Origin of the sequence: Pseudomonas sp. AP42 (assembly GCF_001728935.1) — a bacterium.
In the GTDB taxonomy this organism is placed as follows: Bacteria; Pseudomonadota; Gammaproteobacteria; order Pseudomonadales; family Pseudomonadaceae; genus Aquipseudomonas; species Aquipseudomonas lactis.
The window spans coordinates 38,991-55,477 of the sequence record NZ_LYSO01000004.1; the positions used below are offsets into that span (position 1 = coordinate 38,991).

General features: G+C 62.3%; 13 protein-coding genes. 10 read left to right on the forward strand and 3 right to left on the reverse strand.

Annotation, left to right across the window (positions count from 1 at the left end):
- Window positions 1-19 precede the first annotated feature (19 nt).
- Window positions 20-898, forward strand: coding sequence for a DMT family transporter (locus A7K61_RS02710; protein ID WP_003194370.1), 879 nt, complete (start codon window positions 20-22; stop codon window positions 896-898).
- On the opposite strand, the gene A7K61_RS02715 is transcribed toward A7K61_RS02710, so the two are convergent.
- Window positions 899-2,233, reverse strand: a complete 1,335-nt coding sequence (locus A7K61_RS02715) for an MFS transporter (protein ID WP_003194368.1) — start codon at window positions 2,231-2,233, stop codon at window positions 899-901.
- A 226-nt stretch (window positions 2,234-2,459) separates the two neighbouring features.
- Between A7K61_RS02715 and quiC the strand changes: the two genes are divergently transcribed.
- Together quiC and A7K61_RS02725 are read left to right on the forward strand one after the other, a co-directional pair.
- On the forward strand, window positions 2,460-4,361 hold the full coding sequence (gene quiC / locus A7K61_RS02720) for a 3-dehydroshikimate dehydratase QuiC (RefSeq protein ID WP_044268880.1): 1,902 nt from the start codon (window positions 2,460-2,462) through the stop codon (window positions 4,359-4,361).
- Between the two features lie 77 nt (window positions 4,362-4,438).
- The gene (locus A7K61_RS02725) at window positions 4,439-5,104 is read left to right on the forward strand and encodes a TetR/AcrR family transcriptional regulator (RefSeq protein WP_014720036.1); all 666 of its coding nucleotides are present in this window, start codon (window positions 4,439-4,441) and stop codon (window positions 5,102-5,104) included.
- 179 nt (window positions 5,105-5,283) lie between these two features.
- On the opposite strand, the gene A7K61_RS02730 is transcribed toward A7K61_RS02725, so the two are convergent.
- A complete protein-coding gene (locus A7K61_RS02730) occupies window positions 5,284-6,132 on the reverse strand; it encodes a shikimate dehydrogenase (RefSeq protein WP_069556901.1) in 849 nt (282 codons plus the stop codon).
- Window positions 6,132-6,578 (reverse strand): type II 3-dehydroquinate dehydratase, encoded by a 447-nt coding sequence (gene aroQ, locus A7K61_RS02735; RefSeq protein ID WP_003194361.1) that lies wholly within the window; start codon window positions 6,576-6,578, stop codon window positions 6,132-6,134. Before aroQ ends, A7K61_RS02730 begins: the two co-directional genes overlap by 1 nt.
- 206 nt (window positions 6,579-6,784) lie before the next feature.
- Here aroQ and A7K61_RS02740 point away from each other — a divergent pair, with 206 nt between their 5' ends.
- The 7 genes from A7K61_RS02740 to A7K61_RS02770 all read left to right on the forward strand — a co-directional run bounded on the left by A7K61_RS02740 (window position 6,785) and on the right by A7K61_RS02770 (window position 16,487).
- Window positions 6,785-7,306, forward strand: a complete 522-nt coding sequence (locus tag A7K61_RS02740; RefSeq protein ID WP_003194359.1) for an RNA polymerase sigma factor — start codon at window positions 6,785-6,787, stop codon at window positions 7,304-7,306.
- A gap of 63 nt (window positions 7,307-7,369) precedes the next feature.
- Entirely contained in the window at window positions 7,370-8,368 is a 999-nt protein-coding gene (locus tag A7K61_RS02745) for a FecR family protein (protein WP_047711841.1), read from the forward strand.
- A gap of 199 nt (window positions 8,369-8,567) precedes the next feature.
- A complete protein-coding gene (locus A7K61_RS02750) occupies window positions 8,568-11,222 on the forward strand; it encodes a TonB-dependent receptor (protein ID WP_069556902.1) in 2,655 nt (884 codons plus the stop codon).
- Window positions 11,223-11,303: 81 nt separating this feature from the next.
- Window positions 11,304-11,924, forward strand: coding sequence for a heme acquisition protein HasA (locus tag A7K61_RS02755; protein WP_003194354.1), 621 nt, complete (start codon window positions 11,304-11,306; stop codon window positions 11,922-11,924).
- Between the two features lie 170 nt (window positions 11,925-12,094).
- Complete coding sequence (locus A7K61_RS02760; protein WP_069556922.1) at window positions 12,095-13,843, forward strand: type I secretion system permease/ATPase; 1,749 nt, start codon at window positions 12,095-12,097, stop codon at window positions 13,841-13,843.
- On the forward strand, window positions 13,840-15,162 hold the full coding sequence (locus tag A7K61_RS02765; protein ID WP_069556903.1) for an HlyD family type I secretion periplasmic adaptor subunit: 1,323 nt from the start codon (window positions 13,840-13,842) through the stop codon (window positions 15,160-15,162). Before A7K61_RS02760 ends, A7K61_RS02765 begins: the two co-directional genes overlap by 4 nt.
- Window positions 15,159-16,487, forward strand: a complete 1,329-nt coding sequence (locus tag A7K61_RS02770) for a TolC family outer membrane protein (RefSeq protein WP_069556904.1) — start codon at window positions 15,159-15,161, stop codon at window positions 16,485-16,487. Before A7K61_RS02765 ends, A7K61_RS02770 begins: the two co-directional genes overlap by 4 nt.

Here is a 16,487-nt window from a genome sequence, read left to right on the forward strand (position 1 = left end):
CGCCACACAAGAGAATTCAATGACTGTCAGTACCCCGCTCTCCGGCGTCAACCATCCGTTCAAAGGCATCCTGCTGATTGTGCTGGCGACGTTTCTGTTCTCCAGCCACGACGCCTTGTCCAAATACCTGGCCGGGTTTTACCCGATCGTGATGGTGGTGTGGGCGCGGTACATGGTGCACACCTTGCTGATGGCTGGGATCTTCCTGCCGCAATCGGGCCTGCGTGTGTTGCGCAGCAAGCGGCCGGGCATGCAGGTGGTGCGGGCGTTATGCCTGTTGGGCACCAGCCTGTTCTTCACCACGGCGCTGCATTACATCCCGTTGGCCGAAGCCACGGCGGTGAACTTCCTGGCGCCGATCCTGGTGACGGCGCTGTCGGTACCGTTGCTCGGTGAGCACGTGACCCGTGGCCAGTGGCTGGCGGTGATCTGCGGGTTTATCGGCGTGGTGATCATCATCCACCCCGGCGGCGAGTTGTTTACCCCAGCGGTATTGCTGCCGCTGTGCTCGGCGCTGTTCTTCTGCTTCTACCAGTTGCTCACGCGCATCCTCAGCCAATACGACAGCCCCACCACCAGCAACTTCTTCGCCGGCCTGTGCAACACCTTGGTGATGAGTGCGATGGTGCCGTTCTTCTGGCAAGTGCCGACGCTGTGGCACGCGGTGATGATGCTGGCGCTGGGCACCTGCGGGATGACCGCGCACCTGATGCTCACCCAGGCGTTCCGCTTCGCGGCGCCGGCCTTGCTGGCGCCGTTTGGCTATTGCCAGATCGTATTCGCGGGGTTGTTGGGCTGGCTGGTGTTCAGCCATACCCCCGATATGACCACGGTGGTGGGTATCGGGGTGATCTGCATGAGCGGGTTGGCCGCTGCCTGGCAGCAGCGGCGGCGTTAGTTAAACGTCTACCGTGGGGATCTTGCGCGGCGCCATGAAGTACATCCACACCAGTGCGATGAAATACATCGCCGGGATCAGGGTGAACAAGATCGTGTAGTTGTTGTTGGTTACCGTGAGGATGTGGCCGACGATCTGGGTCATGAACATGCCGCCGATGGCCGCGCACATGCCGCCGAAGCCGAACACCGTGCTCATCATGTGCTTGGGCGTGTAGTCCATCACCAGGCTCCAGATGTTGGCGGTCCAGGCCTGGTGCGCGCCGATGGCCAGGGAGATGGCAAACACCGCGACCCACAGCTGGCTGGAACCGGCCGCCATGATCACGCCGACGATGCAGCAGGCGAACAGCAGCATCGACAACAGCCGCGCCTTGATCGAGTTCATCCCACGGCCAATCAGGAATGACGACAGGATCCCGCCGCCCACGCTGCCAAAGTCGGCGGTGAGGTAAATGATGATCAGCGGAATGCCCATCTGCGTCACGTTGATGCCCAGGTTGTATTGCTGGTTCAAGAACGGCGGCAGCCAATACAGGTAGAACCAGAACACCGGCGCGGTGAGCGAGTAGGCGAGGGCGAAGGCCCAGGTGCCGCGCATGCGCAGGATGCGGCTGAACGGCACACGGGGTTGTTCCGGTTCGACTTCCTGTTGCACGTAATCCAATTCGGATTGTTTAACGGTGGGGTGGTCTTCCGGGTTGTAGTACTTCAAGCCCCAGAGCACCAGCCAGATCCCGCCAAGTGCCGACATGCACAGGAACGCCGCCTGCCAGCCCCACACGTGCAGGATCAACGGCAGCAGCATCGGCGTCATCATTGCGCCGACGTTGGTGCCAGCGTTGAAGATGCCGGTGGCCACTGCACGTTCACCCGCCGGGAACCACAAACGTGTGGTCTTGACGCAGGCCGGGTAGTTGGCCGCTTCGGTCAGCCCGAGGATAAACCGGCAGACCATAAAGCCGACCGCCGAGGTGGCCAGGCCATGGGCGCCGGTGGCCAGGCTCCACAGCAGCACGGCGCAGAAGAACACGCGTTTGACGCCAACCCGGTCAATCAAGCGGCCTTGCAGCACAAAGCCGATGGCGTAGCCGACTTGGAACCAGAAGTTGATGTTGGCGTAGTCCATCGCCGTCCAGCTCATTTCCTTGGCGAGGATCGGTTGCATCACGCCCAGGGCGGCGCGGTCGATGTAGTTCAAGGTGGTGGCGAAGAACACCAGGGCCAGCATGCCCCAGCGCGTTTTACCCACGGCCAGGGCACCGCGGATCTTGTCGCCGATACCGGCGTGCGGGTTGCCCGGGCGCGCGGCCAGGGCTGGATTTTGCAGAGGCATGAGGTTTGTACCCGTTTTTTGAAATTCTTATGGTGTGTTCTGGGTCTTTGTTACGTGAACGAATTGCCCGGTCGATGGTGCGCAGTGGTTAAAAAGTCGTCAATTCGCCAAAGGGGCTTAGTGTTCGATAATCGCACCAAAAACTAACCGGTTCGTACATTTTAATTGCTGCCTGTAGGCTAGGGGCGAATAATTTGCCACAAACAACAATTGCCGGGAGTCTTCCATGCAACGTTCTATTGCCACTGTGTCCTTGAGCGGCACCCTGCCGGAAAAACTCGAAGCCATTGCCGCCGCCGGGTTTGATGGGGTGGAGATCTTTGAGAACGACTTGTTGTATTACGACGGCAGCCCGCGCGAGGTTAGGCAGATGTGCGCCGACCTGGGCATCGCCATCACTCTGTTCCAGCCGTTTCGCGATTTCGAAGGCTGCCGCCGCGATCGCCTGGCGCGCAACCTGGAGCGCGCCGAACGCAAATTCGATTTGATGCAAGAGCTAGGCACCGACCTGGTGCTGGTGTGCAGTAACGCCTCGGCCGACAGCGTGGGCGACGAACGTATTCTGCTCGATGACCTGAGCCTGCTGGCCGAACACGCGGGCAAGCGCGGCCTGCGCATCGGCTATGAAGCCTTGGCCTGGGGCAAGCATGTGAACACCTGGCAGCAGGTGTGGAACCTGGTGCGCCAAGTCGACCACCCAAGCCTCGGTGTGTTGCTCGACAGCTTCCACACCTTGTCGCTCAAGGGCGACCCGAGTGCCATCGCGCAGATCCCGGGCGACAAGATTTTCTTCGTGCAGATGGCCGACGCACCGATCCTGGCCATGGATGTGCTGGAGTGGAGCCGGCATTTCCGTTGCTTCCCAGGCCAGGGCGAATTTGACCTGGCGGGCTTTCTCGCGCCGATCATCAAAAGTGGCTACAGCGGGCCCTTGTCCCTGGAAATTTTCAACGATGGTTTCCGCGCCGCGCCCACCCGCGCGAATGCGGCGGACGGCTTGCGCTCGTTGCTGTACCTGGAAGAGAAAACCCGCCAGCGCCTGGCGCAAGAAGCACCCGCAGCGCCGGTGGACATCCTGTTTGAAACCCCGGCGGCCAGCGAGTACGACGGGATCGAATTCCTGGAATTTGCCGTGGATGAAAGCCTCGGCGCCAAGCTGAGCAATTGGCTGGAGCGCCTGGGCTTCGCCAAGGCCGGCCAGCATCGCTCGAAGAATGTGAGCCTGTTGCGCCAGGGCGATATCAACCTGATCCTCAACTGCGAACCCTATTCCTTCGCCCACAACTTTTTCGAGGCCCATGGCCCGTCGTTGTGTGCCACGGCGGTGCGGGTCAAGGACAGTGCCAAGGCCCTGGAGCGGGCGGTGGCCTACAAGGGCCAGCCTTATCGCGGCCTGGTCGGCCCCAACGAGCTGGAATTGGCCGCCGTGCGTGCACCGGATGGCAGCCTGATTTACCTGGTCGACCCCAGCGAAGGCGGGCTGTACGACACCGATTTCAACCTGCAGGCGGCCACACCCGCCAGCGGCGGCTTGTTGCGCATCGACCACATGGCCATGGCCTTGCCGGCCGACAGCCTCGACAGTTGGGTGCTGTTCTACAAGAGCCTGCTGGATTTCGAAGCCGACGATGAAGTGGTGTTGCCCGACCCTTACGGCCTGGTGAAAAGCCGTGCATTGCGCAGCCGCTGCAGCTCGATCCGCCTGCCGCTGAACATCTCCGAAAACCGCAACACCGCGATTTCCCACGCGCTCTCCAGCTATCGCGGTTCGGGCGTGCACCATATTGCGTTTGATTGCGCGGACATTTTTGCGCAAGTACGCCGGGCCAAGGAAGCCGGTGTGCCGCTGCTGGATATCCCACTCAATTACTACGACGACCTGGCGGCGCGCTTCGACTTTGACGATGAGTTCCTCAGCGAGCTGGCGTACTACAACGTGCTGTACGACCGCGACGCCCAGGGCGGTGAGCTGTTTCATGTGTACACCGAGCCGTTCGAAGGGCGGTTTTTCTTCGAGATCATCCAGCGCAAGCACGGCTATGCCGGCTACGGCGCGGCCAACGTGGCGGTGCGTCTGGCGGCGATGGCCAAGTCACGCAGCGGTGCGGTGCGCCAGGCCCGTTTATAAGGGCAGGGTGGGTGCTTCCTTCGGGGAGCGCCGCGGCCCATAATCAGCGCCTGCACAACAATGGCCGTGAGCGCACCATGACCTCGAGTCCCGATCTCCCCGCGGTAGCTGACGCACCGCGCAAGAGTCGCAAGAACAATCCGGAAAAGACCCGCGAAAATATTCTGCAAGAAGCCATTGTCGAGTTTGTTCAGCAGGGCCTGGCCGGCGCTCGTGTGGACGCCATCGCCGAGCGCATCCATACCTCCAAGCGCATGATCTATTACTACTTCGGCAGCAAGGAGCAGCTATACGTCGAAGTGCTGGAGAAGCTCTACGGCGATATCCGCAACACCGAAACGCGCATGAACCTCACGGCTCTGGAGCCGCGTGAGGCGATTCGCCGGTTGGTGGAGTTCACCTTCGATCACCACGACCAGAACGTGGATTTCGTGCGCATCGTCAGCATCGAAAATATCCACAACGCCGAGTACGTCAAGCGCACCGAGACCATCAAGGCGATGAACAGCAAAATCCTGGAAGGGCTGGGGGAGACCTTGCGCCGCGGGGCTGAGTTGGGGCTGTTTCGCGAAGGGCTGGAGCCGCTGGATGTGCACTTGCTGATCAACTCGTTCAGCTTTTATCGGGTGTCCAACCGGCACACCTTCAGCGAGATTTTCCAGATCGAGCTGTCGGATGAGGCGATCAAGCAGCGCCATCGGGAGATGATTTGCGAGTCGGTGCTGCGCTACCTGCAAGCCTGAGAACACCCGTTTTCAAGACCGAATTCAGCTTGCCCCAATGTTGTAGGAGCGAGCTTGCTCGCGAAAAACGTCAACGATAACGCGTGCTTGCTGAATGAACGCGGCGCCTGTGAGTTTTTCGCGAGCAAGCTCGCTCCTACAGCGTTGGGGCACACCCACATTTTGATGGGGTTGCATCCCTAGATATTCATGCTCTGGAAATGCGCCAGCATCCTGTCTGCATCCGCCACTTCACCGCTGAACAACTCAAACGCCTTCACCGCCTGAAACACCGCCATATTGCCGCCATCCAACGTACGGCAACCCAAGGCGCGAGCGTCACGCAGCAGTTGGGTTTCCAGCGGGAAGTACACGATCTCCGCTACCCACAATTCGGCCCGCAACAACGCCGCTGGCACCGGCGTGCCGGGCAGCTTGGCCATGCCCATCGGCGTGGTGTTCACCAGGCCATCGGCCTCGGCCATGGCGTTTTCCAGGTGGCTGCCGACTTGAGCGCTACCGGCACCGAACTGCCGGGCAAGGTTATCCACAAGGTCCTGGGCGCGGGTGCGGTCGACGTCGAAGATGCTCAACTGCTCCACACCTTCTGCCAACAGTGCATGGGCCACCGCCGCGCCCGCGCCACCGGCGCCCATCTGCACCACGCGTTGGCGCGGCACGTTGTGCAAGTTGCGCCGAAAGCCTTCGGCGAACCCCAGGCAGTCGGTGTTATGGCCAATGCGCTTGCCATCCTTGAACACCACGGTATTGACCGCGCCAATGCCCCGGGCCTCATCGGAGAGTTCATCGAGCAGCGGCAGGATCGCCTGCTTGCACGGGTAGGTAATGTTCAGCCCGGTGAAGTGCATCAGCTCGGCGGCCCGCAATAGTTCCGGCAGGGCGTTGAGGTCCAGGTGCAACGGCTCCAGGTCGATCAGGCGATACAGGTAGCGCAAGCCCTGGGCGTCGCCTTCCTGTTCGTGCAGTGCCGGGGTACGTGAGGCCTGGATACCGGCGCCGATCAGGCCGGCGAGAATGCGTGGTTTCATCAGGTGCGTCCCTTCAGCGTATGGCTGAAATGTTCCAGGGCCAGGTGGTAGCCATGGCTGCCAAACCCGGCCAGCACGGCCTTGGCGATCGGTGACACAAACGAGTGATGACGAAAGGCTTCACGGGCATGCACGTTGGATAAATGCACTTCGATCACCGGCACTTCACTGGCTACCAGGGCATCACGGATCGCGACTGAGGTGTGGGTCCAGGCCGCCGGGTTGATCACGATACCGGCGCAGCGGTTGCGGGCGGCGTGGATCCAGTCGAGCAATTCGCCCTCGTGGTTGGTCTGGCGAAACTCGATGGTCAGCCCGAGTTTGTCGGCGCTGCGGCCACACAGGGCGGCAATGTCGGCCAGGGTTTCATGGCCATAAGTGGCAGGCTCGCGGGTGCCGAGCAGGTTGAGGTTGGGGCCGTTGAGCACCAGCACGATGGGCGGCATAGAGGCTTCTCCACAGTTCTTATTGGTTGTGGAGTCAAAATGTACTGATTGGTTAATTTGGTCAATGGATGGCAGCGGATCTGTTCGGTGATCGAACGTTTAATCAAGGCAAACGCTCGGCTCAATCGGATTAGATATCAATTGAAAACCATTCTCGACAACGCTTAAGATGCCCGCCTGTTTCCTTAACATTCCAGGGAGTCGGTTTGTCGGACGTGGATCTCAAGGGCCTGTTTCTCAAGCACGCTGATACGCTGCGCGGGTATCTGGCCCGCAGAGTACGGGACCCGCAATTGGCCGCAGACCTGGTGCAGGAGAGCTTCCTGCGCCTGGCAGAAAAACCGGCCGGTGAGCGTATCGACAACTCCCAGGGCTATCTCTATCGAACGGCGAGCAATCTGCTGATCGACCATATTCGCCAGGAAGCACGGCGCAAGACCGACACCGTGCCCCACGAGGCGCTGGCCGAGATTGAAGATGACGTGGCCGGGTTGGAGGCTCAGGCAATGGCGCAGCAACAGCGGCAGGCATTGAAGCAGGCGCTTTCGGAATTGCCGGCGCGCACCCAGCAGATTTTCCGCTTGAACCGTATCGAAGGCATGACCCACGCTCAGGTCGCCCGGCATCTGGACATCAGCGACAGCAGCGTGCAAAAGCATCTGGCCAAGGCCCTGGCCTATGTGATGCAGCGCTTGCAGGAAGGCGAGGTGACGCCATCCGACGAATGAATTACCGAAAAACGCCAGGCCAGACGTCACAGCGTCTATATAACGAGAATTCGAGATTCACACGTGAACAGCCAGGGACCGCAACAGCACAGCATTACCGAGGCGGCCGCCGAGTGGGCGGTGCGCCTGCACGCCGGTGCCTTGAGCGAACAGGAACAAGCCGAACTGCGCCAGTGGATCGCCCGCGACAGCCGCCACGAAGCGGCCCTGCGGTTTGCCGAGCAGACCTGGGCGGCGCTGGGCGAGGTGCACAAGGACGAGGGTGTACACAGACAGCGCCCGCCCGCGCCCGCTATACCCTTGCGCCGCGCCAAACGTCGAAGGCCGTGGCAACGTGCGGCCGCCGTGGCGCTGGTGCTGGTGGCGGCGGGCATCGGCTGGGTACGCGGGCCGGATGCCTTGCTGCGCTTGCAGGCCGACTACGTCACCCACAAAGGCGAAGTGCGCACGGTGCACCTTGCCGATGGCAGCGTGGTGGAGCTGGATTCCGGTAGCGCCATTCGCCTTGAGTACGACGGCGTACAGCGCGGCGTCAACCTGCTCCAGGGCTCGGCGATTTTTCAGGTGGCGCCGATGGCCGGCGAAGAAACCCGACCGTTCGTGGTGCACAGTGCCGGCGGCCAGACCCGGGCACTGGGCACACGGTTTGTGGTCGAACGTGAGCGCGAGAGCCAGGCCTGGGTGGGCGTGCTGCAACACAGCGTCGAAGTGTCAGTGCCGGCGTCACCCAGAAACGGCCCTGCCGAGCAGGTCCTGCAACCGGGCCAGGCTGCGCGCTACAGCCCCCAGGACGGGGTGGTCAGCCTGGATCAGTTTGATGTGGATCGCGCCACCAGTTGGCACCGTGGTGTGTTGATCTTCGACCGGCAGCCGCTGGCCAAGGTCATCGAGCAACTCAACCGTTACCGCCCCGGGCGGGTGGTGTTGGCTAACGCGGACCTGGGCGAGCGCGAAGTCAGCGGCGTCTTCCGCCTGGACATGCTCGACAGCGCCCTGGCCACCCTGACCCAAGAGCTTCAAGTGCAACGCGTGGAGCTGGCTGGCCTCAGCCTGATCTACTGACCTTCCCCCGTTAAAAACCGATGCCCCTGTAGGCGCGAGCTCGCTCGCGAAAATACCAGGGCACCGCGTTTTCGTTGACGTTCTTCGCGAGCAAGCTCGCTCCTGCAAAAAATATTACTGACTTCCCGCGCCTCGCACGTCTTGCTAGGTGAGAAGTATTCGCATAAACAAAAAATGCTCAGCGCAGGGATCACCACCAATGTCAGCACTCACCAAGGGGCGTACCACCGGCAGCCGCTTAGCCCTGGCCATTCACCTGGGGTTGTTCACCGTGGCCGTACCGGCCTATGCGCAGCCTCCAGCTGCCACGGCTCAGTCCGCCGTGTTGACGTTCGATATCCCTGCGCAATCCCTCGGCAGTGCGGTGCTGGCGTTCGCTGACCAGGCCGGCCTGCAAGTGCTGTTCGACAGCCAGCGTCTGCACGGGCTGAGCAGCACCGCGCTCAAGGGGCGCTTTGACGTGCAGGAAGGCCTGGGCCGCCTGCTGGGTGCCGCCCCGGTGGAGTATCGCTTTACCGGCGATCGCCAGGTCACCCTCACCCGGGTCGAGCAACAGGCCGGTGCCCTGGCCTTGGCCACCACCACGGTCACCGGCCTGCACCCGCAGGATTGGGTGTATTCAACTCCGCGCGCGGTGAGTGTGGTGGGGCGCGAACAGCTGGATCGCAACCCGCCGCGTCATGCCGCCGAGATGCTGGAAGAGGCGCCGGGCGTCTACTCCGCCGTCAGTCAGCAAGACCCAGGGTTGTCGGTGAATATCCGCGGTATCCAGGACTATGGCCGGGTCAATATGTCGGTCGATGGCATGCGCCAGAATTACCAGCAAAGTGGTCACCAGCAACGCAATGGCACGCTGTATGTCGACCCGGAGTTGCTGTCCGAGGTGGTGATCGAAAAGGGCGCGACCTCCACCCAGGGCGGTGCGGGGGTGATTGGCGGGGTGGCGAACTTCCGCACGCTTGAAGCCGCTGACCTGCTCAAGGATGGCAAGCAAATCGGCGGGCGCATTCGGCTCACCTCGGGGCTGGGTGGGCGCAGCAACGGCACGCACTTTATCGGCAGTTCGGCGTTTGCGGTGGGCACCGATGTCTGGGACATGCTGGTGGCCGCCAGCGAGCGTCACCTCGGTGATTACAACCCCGGTACCCGGGGCAGCATTGGCGAGTTGCGTACTGGCGCGGCGTACATGCCGGCGAGTGAGGAGCGGATCAAAAACACCACCGTTGCCTATTCGGGCTCGGTGATGCGTTCACGCTTGCTCAAGCTGGGGCTCAATCTTCCGGTTGAGCAGCGCCTGCAACTGAGCTACCTGGTCACCGAGGTCGACTACGACGACGTCAATATGATGACCGCCGAAAAGCCCCAGTTATGGGAAAAGCTCGGCAGCAGCAACGTCAAGGCGCAGAACTTCGCGCTCGATTACAGCTATGCGCCAGACAACCCGCTGATCGACTTCAAGGCCAAGCTCTACCATGTGGATACCCGCAACGACCAATCCACCCTGGCCCGGGGTATCAACAAGGCTTACGACGTCACCTATCAAACCAATACCTACGGCGCGCAGGCGCAGAACATCTCGACCTTTGCCCTTACGGAGCTGGCCACCCTCAAGGCCAACTATGGGTTGGAATTTTTCTACGACAAGGTCCGACCGGACTCCAACCAGGGGGTAGAGGCGGGCTCGGCGCTGACGGCTTCGGCGGCAGAGAGCATCACGCCCAAAGGTGATCGCGCCATGGGCAGCCTGTTCGGGCGCCTGGACTTCGACTACGACGGTTGGCTGAACCTCAACGCCGGCTTGCGTTATGACCGTTATCGGCTGCGCGGCGATACCGGCTTGAACACCCGTACCTTCATCATTGGCACCACTCGCCAGATCAGTGTGCCCACCACTTATGACGTGGATCGCGAGGAGGGCCGTTTTTCGCCGACGTTTGGCTTGTCGGTCAAGCCGGGTGTGGAGTGGCTGCAACTCTTCGCCACCTATGGCAAGGGTTGGCGCCCGCCGGCTGTGACCGAAACCATGGTCAGTGGCCGGCCCCACGGCGGCGGTTCGGAGTCGATTTTCCCCAACCCTTACCTGAAGCCGGAGCGGTCCACGGCGTGGGAAGTCGGCTTCAATGTGCTCAAGGAAGACCTGCTGTTTTCCGATGATCGCATGGGCATGAAGGTGTCCTACTTCAACACCCGGGTCGATGACTTTTCCTATATGGCCCTGGGCGTGCAGCCGCCGGGTTATGGCAACGTCAATATCGGCAGTGCGGCCTATGTGAACAACCTGGAGACCACGCGTTTTCGGGGGCTTGAATACCAACTCGATTACGACGCCGGTTTTGCCTACGGCCAGTTCAACTACACGCGCATGCTTGGCAGCAATCAGTTCTGCAGCAAAACCGCGTGGCTGGGCGGCGTGACCAAGACCCAGAAACGCCCGGGTAACCGTGCCCCGGTGGACGCGATGGTGCCGGACGACGCAGCCAATGCCGGCGTGGGTTGCAGCGCGATCCTCGGCTCCTCCGAACACATGCCCATGGACCGCGGCACCGCCACGCTGGGCGCGCGGTTCTTTGAACGCAAGCTGGACGTGGGTGTGCGTGCCCGCTACAGCGCCGGCTACTACGTCAAGGGCGCCGCCGGGGTAACCACCTCGCAAACCGGCGTCTACCCCGCTGACTGGAAGCCCTACACCGTCTACGACCTGTATGGCAGCTACCGCGCCACCGACCAATTGACCCTGCGCCTGGCCATGGAAAACGTCACCGACCGCGCCTACCTGGTGCCGCTCGGGGATGTGCTGGCCTTCACCCTGGGCCGTGGGCGCACCGTGCAGGGCACCGTTGAATATCAGTTCTGACCGCTTTTGCCCAGTGACGGGCAAAACCACAGCAGGCACCGGCTTGCTGGGGAGTGACCACCCAATGACTTGGAGTTTTGCATGAGCATTTCTATTTCATACAGCACGACCTACGCCGCCAGCACCGTCGCCCAATACCTGAACGACTGGTCGGCTTACTTTGGTGATCTCAACCACCGTGAAGGTTCGGTGAAAGAGGGTGTGAACACCGGTGGTTTCAACCCGGGGCCGTTCGATGGCACCCAATATGGCGTGACAAGCAGCGTCAGCGATGCGGCAGTGGTGGCTGAAGGCAGCCTGCATTACACCCTGTTCAATCCGCCGACCCACACGCTGTGGGGTTCGCTCGACGGCCTGACCCTGGGCGATACCCTCGCCGGCGGCGCGAGCAGCGGTGGTTACACCATCGCCAACCAGGAGGTCAGCTTCACCAACCTGGGCCTGTCGAGCCTGCAATCCGAAGGCCGCGATGGCCAGGTGCACAAAATCGTGTACGGCCTGATGAGTGGCGACAGTTCGGCGCTGGCCTCGGCCATCGACACCCTGCTCAAGGGCATCGACCCAAGCCTGTCGGTCAACTCCACCTTCGATCAACTGGCCGCTGCCGGTGTGGCCCATCAGGAGCCGGCTGCATTTGCAGCTGCCGATGTGGGCCTGGTGGGTATTCAGGACGCGCCGCACGACTTCGCCCTGGCCGCCTGATGCAAAAAAGCCGATGAAAGATCGCTCTTTCATCGGCCTTGCTCGAACACCGTCGCCGCCCGAGTGCTTGCAGGCCAGGGCGGCGGCGGCTGCAAATTCTGTGGGCGCGCCACAGGTGCTGTCAACGCACCGGGCGGGCCCTTGCTTGACTCTTCAATGGGATGCCCTTCATGACTCGGCCCGGTGCCAAGCGCGCGAATGAGATGCTGGCTGCACTCACCGCCTATAAAAGCGCCTTCTTCAACATTGGTTTGTTCTCGGCGGTGATCAACCTGCTGATGCTGGCCCCGGCGCTGTACATGTTGCAGGTGTACGACCGCGTATTGGCCTCGGGCAACCAGATGACCCTGCTGATGCTGACGCTGATGATCCTCGGCCTCTTCGGCTTGATGGGCGCGCTGGAGTGGGTGCGCAGCCAGGTGGTGATTCGCCTCGGTACGCAGATGGACATGCGCTTGAACCAGCGTGTATTCGACGCCGCCTATGAAGCCCAGCTCAAGGGCGGCACCCAGGCGGCGGGCCAGGCCCTGCACGACCTGACCACCTTGCGCCAGTTCGCCACCGGCCAGGCGTTGTTCGCCTTTTTCGATGCGCCGTGGTTTCCGGTGTACCTGCTGGTGATCTTCCTGTTCCACCCCTGGCTGGGCCTGCTGGCATTGGGTGGGGCGTTGCTTCTGATCGCATTGGCCTGGGCTAATCATTATGTCAGCCAGGCACCGATGGCCCTGGCCAGCCAACTGTCGATCAGCGCCAGCCAGCAGGCCACGGCCAACCTGCGCAACGCCGACACCATTGAAGCCATGGGCATGCTCGCCACCTTGCGCGGGCGTTGGTTCAGCCAGCACCAGGCGTTTCTGGTGCAGCAGAACCTGGCCAGTGAAAAGACTGCGGTGGTCACGGCCTGGTCCAAGGGCGTACGCCTGGCCCTGCAATCGCTGGTGCTGGGCCTGGGCGCCTGGTTGGCGGTCAACGGCGACATAACGCCGGGGATGATGATTGCCGGCTCGATCCTGATGGGACGTGTGCTCAGCCCCATCGACCAGTTAATCGGCGTGTGGAAACAATGGGGTTCGGCGCGCCTGGCCTATGAGCGCTTGTCGTTAATGCTGCAGGACAACCCGGCGCGGCCGGTGCGCATGAGCCTGCCCGTGCCCAAGGGCCAGGTGAGCGTGGAGCAGATCAGCGCCTGCGCGCCCGGCAGCCGACGTCCGGCGTTGGCAAACCTGGGTTTCAGCCTGCCGGCGGGGGATGTACTCGGTGTTATCGGCCCATCGGGGTGCGGCAAGTCCACCCTGGCGCGGGTGCTGGTGGGGGCCTGGGCACCCTTGGCCGGCAAGGTGCGCCTTGATGGCGCCGACCTGGCCCTGTGGGACAAGCAACAACTCGGCCCGCATATCGGTTACCTGCCCCAGGACATCCAATTATTCGCCGGCAGCATCGCGCAGAACATCGCGCGTTTTGAAGCGGTGGAGGCCGATACCGTCCTCGCCGCCGCGCAGATGGCTGGCGTGCATGAGTTGATCCTGCAACTGCCCCAGGGCTACGACACGCAACTGGGGGAGGGCGGCGCGGGCTTGTCCGGCGGGCAAAAGCAACGGGTGGCCCTGGCGCGTGCGCTGTATGGGTTACCGGCACTGATCGTGCTGGACGAACCGAACGCCAACCTCGACGAAGTGGGCGAACAGGCGTTGTTGCAGGCCATTGCCCAGCTCAAGCAGCAGCGCCGCACCTTGATCCTGATTACCCACAAACCCAACGTGCTGAGCCTCACCGACCAGTTGCTGATCCTCAAGGACGGCCAGATGCAGGCCTTCGGCCCTACGGCGCGAGTGCTGGAGGCGCGGCAAAAAACTGCGGCAAACAAACCGGTCTCGACCATGAGCATGAGCTACCGCCTCGGTGCAGGAAAACCCGCATGAGCCAGAGCAAGCCCATTTTGCTCAGTGACCCGTCTAACGTGCTGGCGCTGGATGACAAAAAATACTCACGCCTGGGTTGGTGGCTGGTGCTCGGCGGCTTTGCCGGGTTCCTCGGCTGGGCGGCGCTGGCGCCGTTGGACAAGGGCGTGGCGGTGCCGGGCAAGGTCATGGTGTCGGGGCATCGCAAGACGGTGCAGCACCCATCGGGCGGGATCGTCGAGCGTATCCAGGTGCGTGACGGTGACCGGGTCAGCGCGGGCCAGGTGTTGTTGCGGTTGAAGCAAACCCCGTTGCGCGGGCAGATGCAGTCATTGCGCAGCCAATACCTGGCGTCGTTGGCCAGCGAAGCGCGCTTGAGTGCCGAGAGTGAAGGCTTGCAGACCATTGTGTTCAGCCCCGAGCTGCTGGCCGATCCCGACGCCGCGAACACCCTGAGCCTGCAACGCCAGCTATTCAACAGCCGTGCCCAGGCACTGGCTACCGAACAGGCGGGCCTGCGTGAAACTATCGCTGGCTTTGAAGCGCAGTTGCGCGGCACGCGGGCCTCCCAGGCAAGCAAGGTTTTGCAGCGCGCGGCGTTGAATGAGCAGCTTCAGGGGCTGCGCGAGTTGGCGCGTGAGGGTTATATCCCGCGCAATCGCCTGCTCGACAGCGAGCGGCTGTACGCGCAAATCGACGGTGCCATCGCTGAGGATTTTGGCCGTATCGGCCAGTTGCAGCGCCAGGTACTGGAACTGCGCCTGCGCATCCGCCAGCTCGGCGAGGACTTTCAGAAAGACCTGCGCAGCCAGTTGGCCGAGACCCGCACCCGCAGCGACGACTTGCGCAATCGCCTGGCCTCTGCCGAATTCGAACTGGCCAACAGCCTGGTCCGCGCACCGGCGTCTGGCGTGGTGGTGGGGTTGCAGGTGTACACCGAAGGCGGGGTGATCCAGCCCGGCCAGACGCTGATGGACATCGTGCCCGAAGGCGAGCCACTGCTGGTGGAAGCACGGGTGCCGGTGCAGATGATCGACAAGGTGCACCCAGGCTTGCCGGTTGAATTGATGTTCTCGGCGTTCAACCAGTCCACCACGCCACGGGTGGCGGGCGAAGTCACCTTGGTCTCGGCCGACCGCCAGGTCGATGAGCGCACCGATGAGCCGTATTACACGCTGCGGGCCCAGGTCAGCGCGGCGGGTATGCAGCAACTGCACGGCGTGCAGATCCGCCCGGGCATGCCAGTGGAAACCTTCGTCAAGACCGGTGAGCGTTCGATGCTCAACTATCTGTTCAAACCCTTGCTGGATCGCACCCATATGGCCCTGGTGGAAGAATGAAGGCATTGTTGTTCACCCTCTGTTTAAGCTGTACACCGGCGGCGCACGCCCTGGGGTTGTTGGATGTGTACGACTTGGCGCTGCGCAACGATCCAACCTTTCAAGCGGCGATTCAGGCGCGGGAGGCCGGGCAAGAAAACCGCGTGATCGGTCGGGCGGCATTGCTGCCGAACCTGTCATGGAGCTACAACAACTCGCGCAATGAGTCCGAAGTCACCCAGAGCACGGCGCTGGGTAACGTCACCAGCGACCGCAATTACCGCAGCTACGCCTCGGCCCTGACCTTGCAGCAACCGCTGCTCGATTACGAAGCCTATGCGCGTTTCCGCCAAGGCACCGCCCAGGCGTTGATGGCCGATGAGCGTTTTCGCGGCAAGAGCCAGGAGCTGGCCGTGCGGGTGCTGGGCGCCTACAGCCAGGCATTGTTGGCCCAAGAGCGCATCGAGCTGAGCCGTGCCCAGAAACGTGCGTTTGCCGAGCGCCTGCAACTCAATGATCGCCTGCTCAAAGGCGGTGAGGGCACGCGGACCGATGTGCTCGAAACCCGGGCGCGACTGAGCCTGGCCCAGGCCGAAGAGATCGAAGCCGTGGATGCCCAGGACAGTGCCTTGCGTGAGTTGGAAGCCATTGTTGGCCAGCCGCTGCACATCGAAGAGCTGGCGCCCCTGGCGCGTCAATTCGAGATCGCGCCGCTTGAGCCCCATCGTTTTGAAACCTGGCGTGAACTGGCCATGGCCAATAACCCCGAACTCAAGTCCCAGTACCACGCGCTTGACGTGGCCTCGTATGAGGTGGAGCGCAAGCGCGCCGGGCACCTGCCCAAGGTCAGTCTGTACGCGACCAGTCGCAAAACCAGTTCCGATTCAGAAAGCAGCTACAACCAGAAGTACGACACCAACAGCGTCGGCATCCAGGTCAGCCTGCCGCTGTTTGCCGGTGGCTCGGTCTCGGCCTCCACCCGTCAGGCGGCTAACCAACTGTCTCAGGCCCAATACGAGCTGGACGCGCAAACCGCTGCGACCTTGGTGGAGTTGCGCAAGCAATTCAACCTCAACACCAGCGGCGCGGCCAAGGTGCGCGCCTATGAAATGGCAGTGAGTTCCGCCACGGCGCTGGTGAGCGCCACGAAGAAAAGCGTCAGTGGCGGCGAGCGGGTCAACCTCGACGTGCTCGACGCCGAGCAGCAACTGTTCACCGCCCGCCGCGACCTGGCCAATGCGCGTCATGCGTACCTGCTGGCGCGCATTCAGTTGAAGTATTACGCGGGGTTGCTGAGCGAGCAGGACTTGCGGGCGCTGGCCGGGTATTTCCAACCCTCGGCATGA

Coding starts and splice junctions, on each gene's coding strand:
- A7K61_RS02730 (WP_069556901.1), bottom strand. CDS start 6,132: ATGAAACCACGCATTCTCGCCGGCCTGATCGGCGCCGGTATCCAGGCC.
- A7K61_RS02710 (WP_003194370.1), top strand. CDS start 20: ATGACTGTCAGTACCCCGCTCTCCGGCGTCAACCATCCGTTCAAAGGC.
- A7K61_RS02760 (WP_069556922.1), top strand. CDS start 12,095: ATGACTCGGCCCGGTGCCAAGCGCGCGAATGAGATGCTGGCTGCACTC.
- quiC (WP_044268880.1), top strand. CDS start 2,460: ATGCAACGTTCTATTGCCACTGTGTCCTTGAGCGGCACCCTGCCGGAA.
- A7K61_RS02770 (WP_069556904.1), top strand. CDS start 15,159: ATGAAGGCATTGTTGTTCACCCTCTGTTTAAGCTGTACACCGGCGGCG.
- A7K61_RS02765 (WP_069556903.1), top strand. CDS start 13,840: ATGAGCCAGAGCAAGCCCATTTTGCTCAGTGACCCGTCTAACGTGCTG.
- A7K61_RS02715 (WP_003194368.1), bottom strand. CDS start 2,233: ATGCCTCTGCAAAATCCAGCCCTGGCCGCGCGCCCGGGCAACCCGCAC.
- A7K61_RS02750 (WP_069556902.1), top strand. CDS start 8,568: ATGTCAGCACTCACCAAGGGGCGTACCACCGGCAGCCGCTTAGCCCTG.
- aroQ (WP_003194361.1), bottom strand. CDS start 6,578: ATGCCGCCCATCGTGCTGGTGCTCAACGGCCCCAACCTCAACCTGCTC.
- A7K61_RS02755 (WP_003194354.1), top strand. CDS start 11,304: ATGAGCATTTCTATTTCATACAGCACGACCTACGCCGCCAGCACCGTC.
- A7K61_RS02725 (WP_014720036.1), top strand. CDS start 4,439: ATGACCTCGAGTCCCGATCTCCCCGCGGTAGCTGACGCACCGCGCAAG.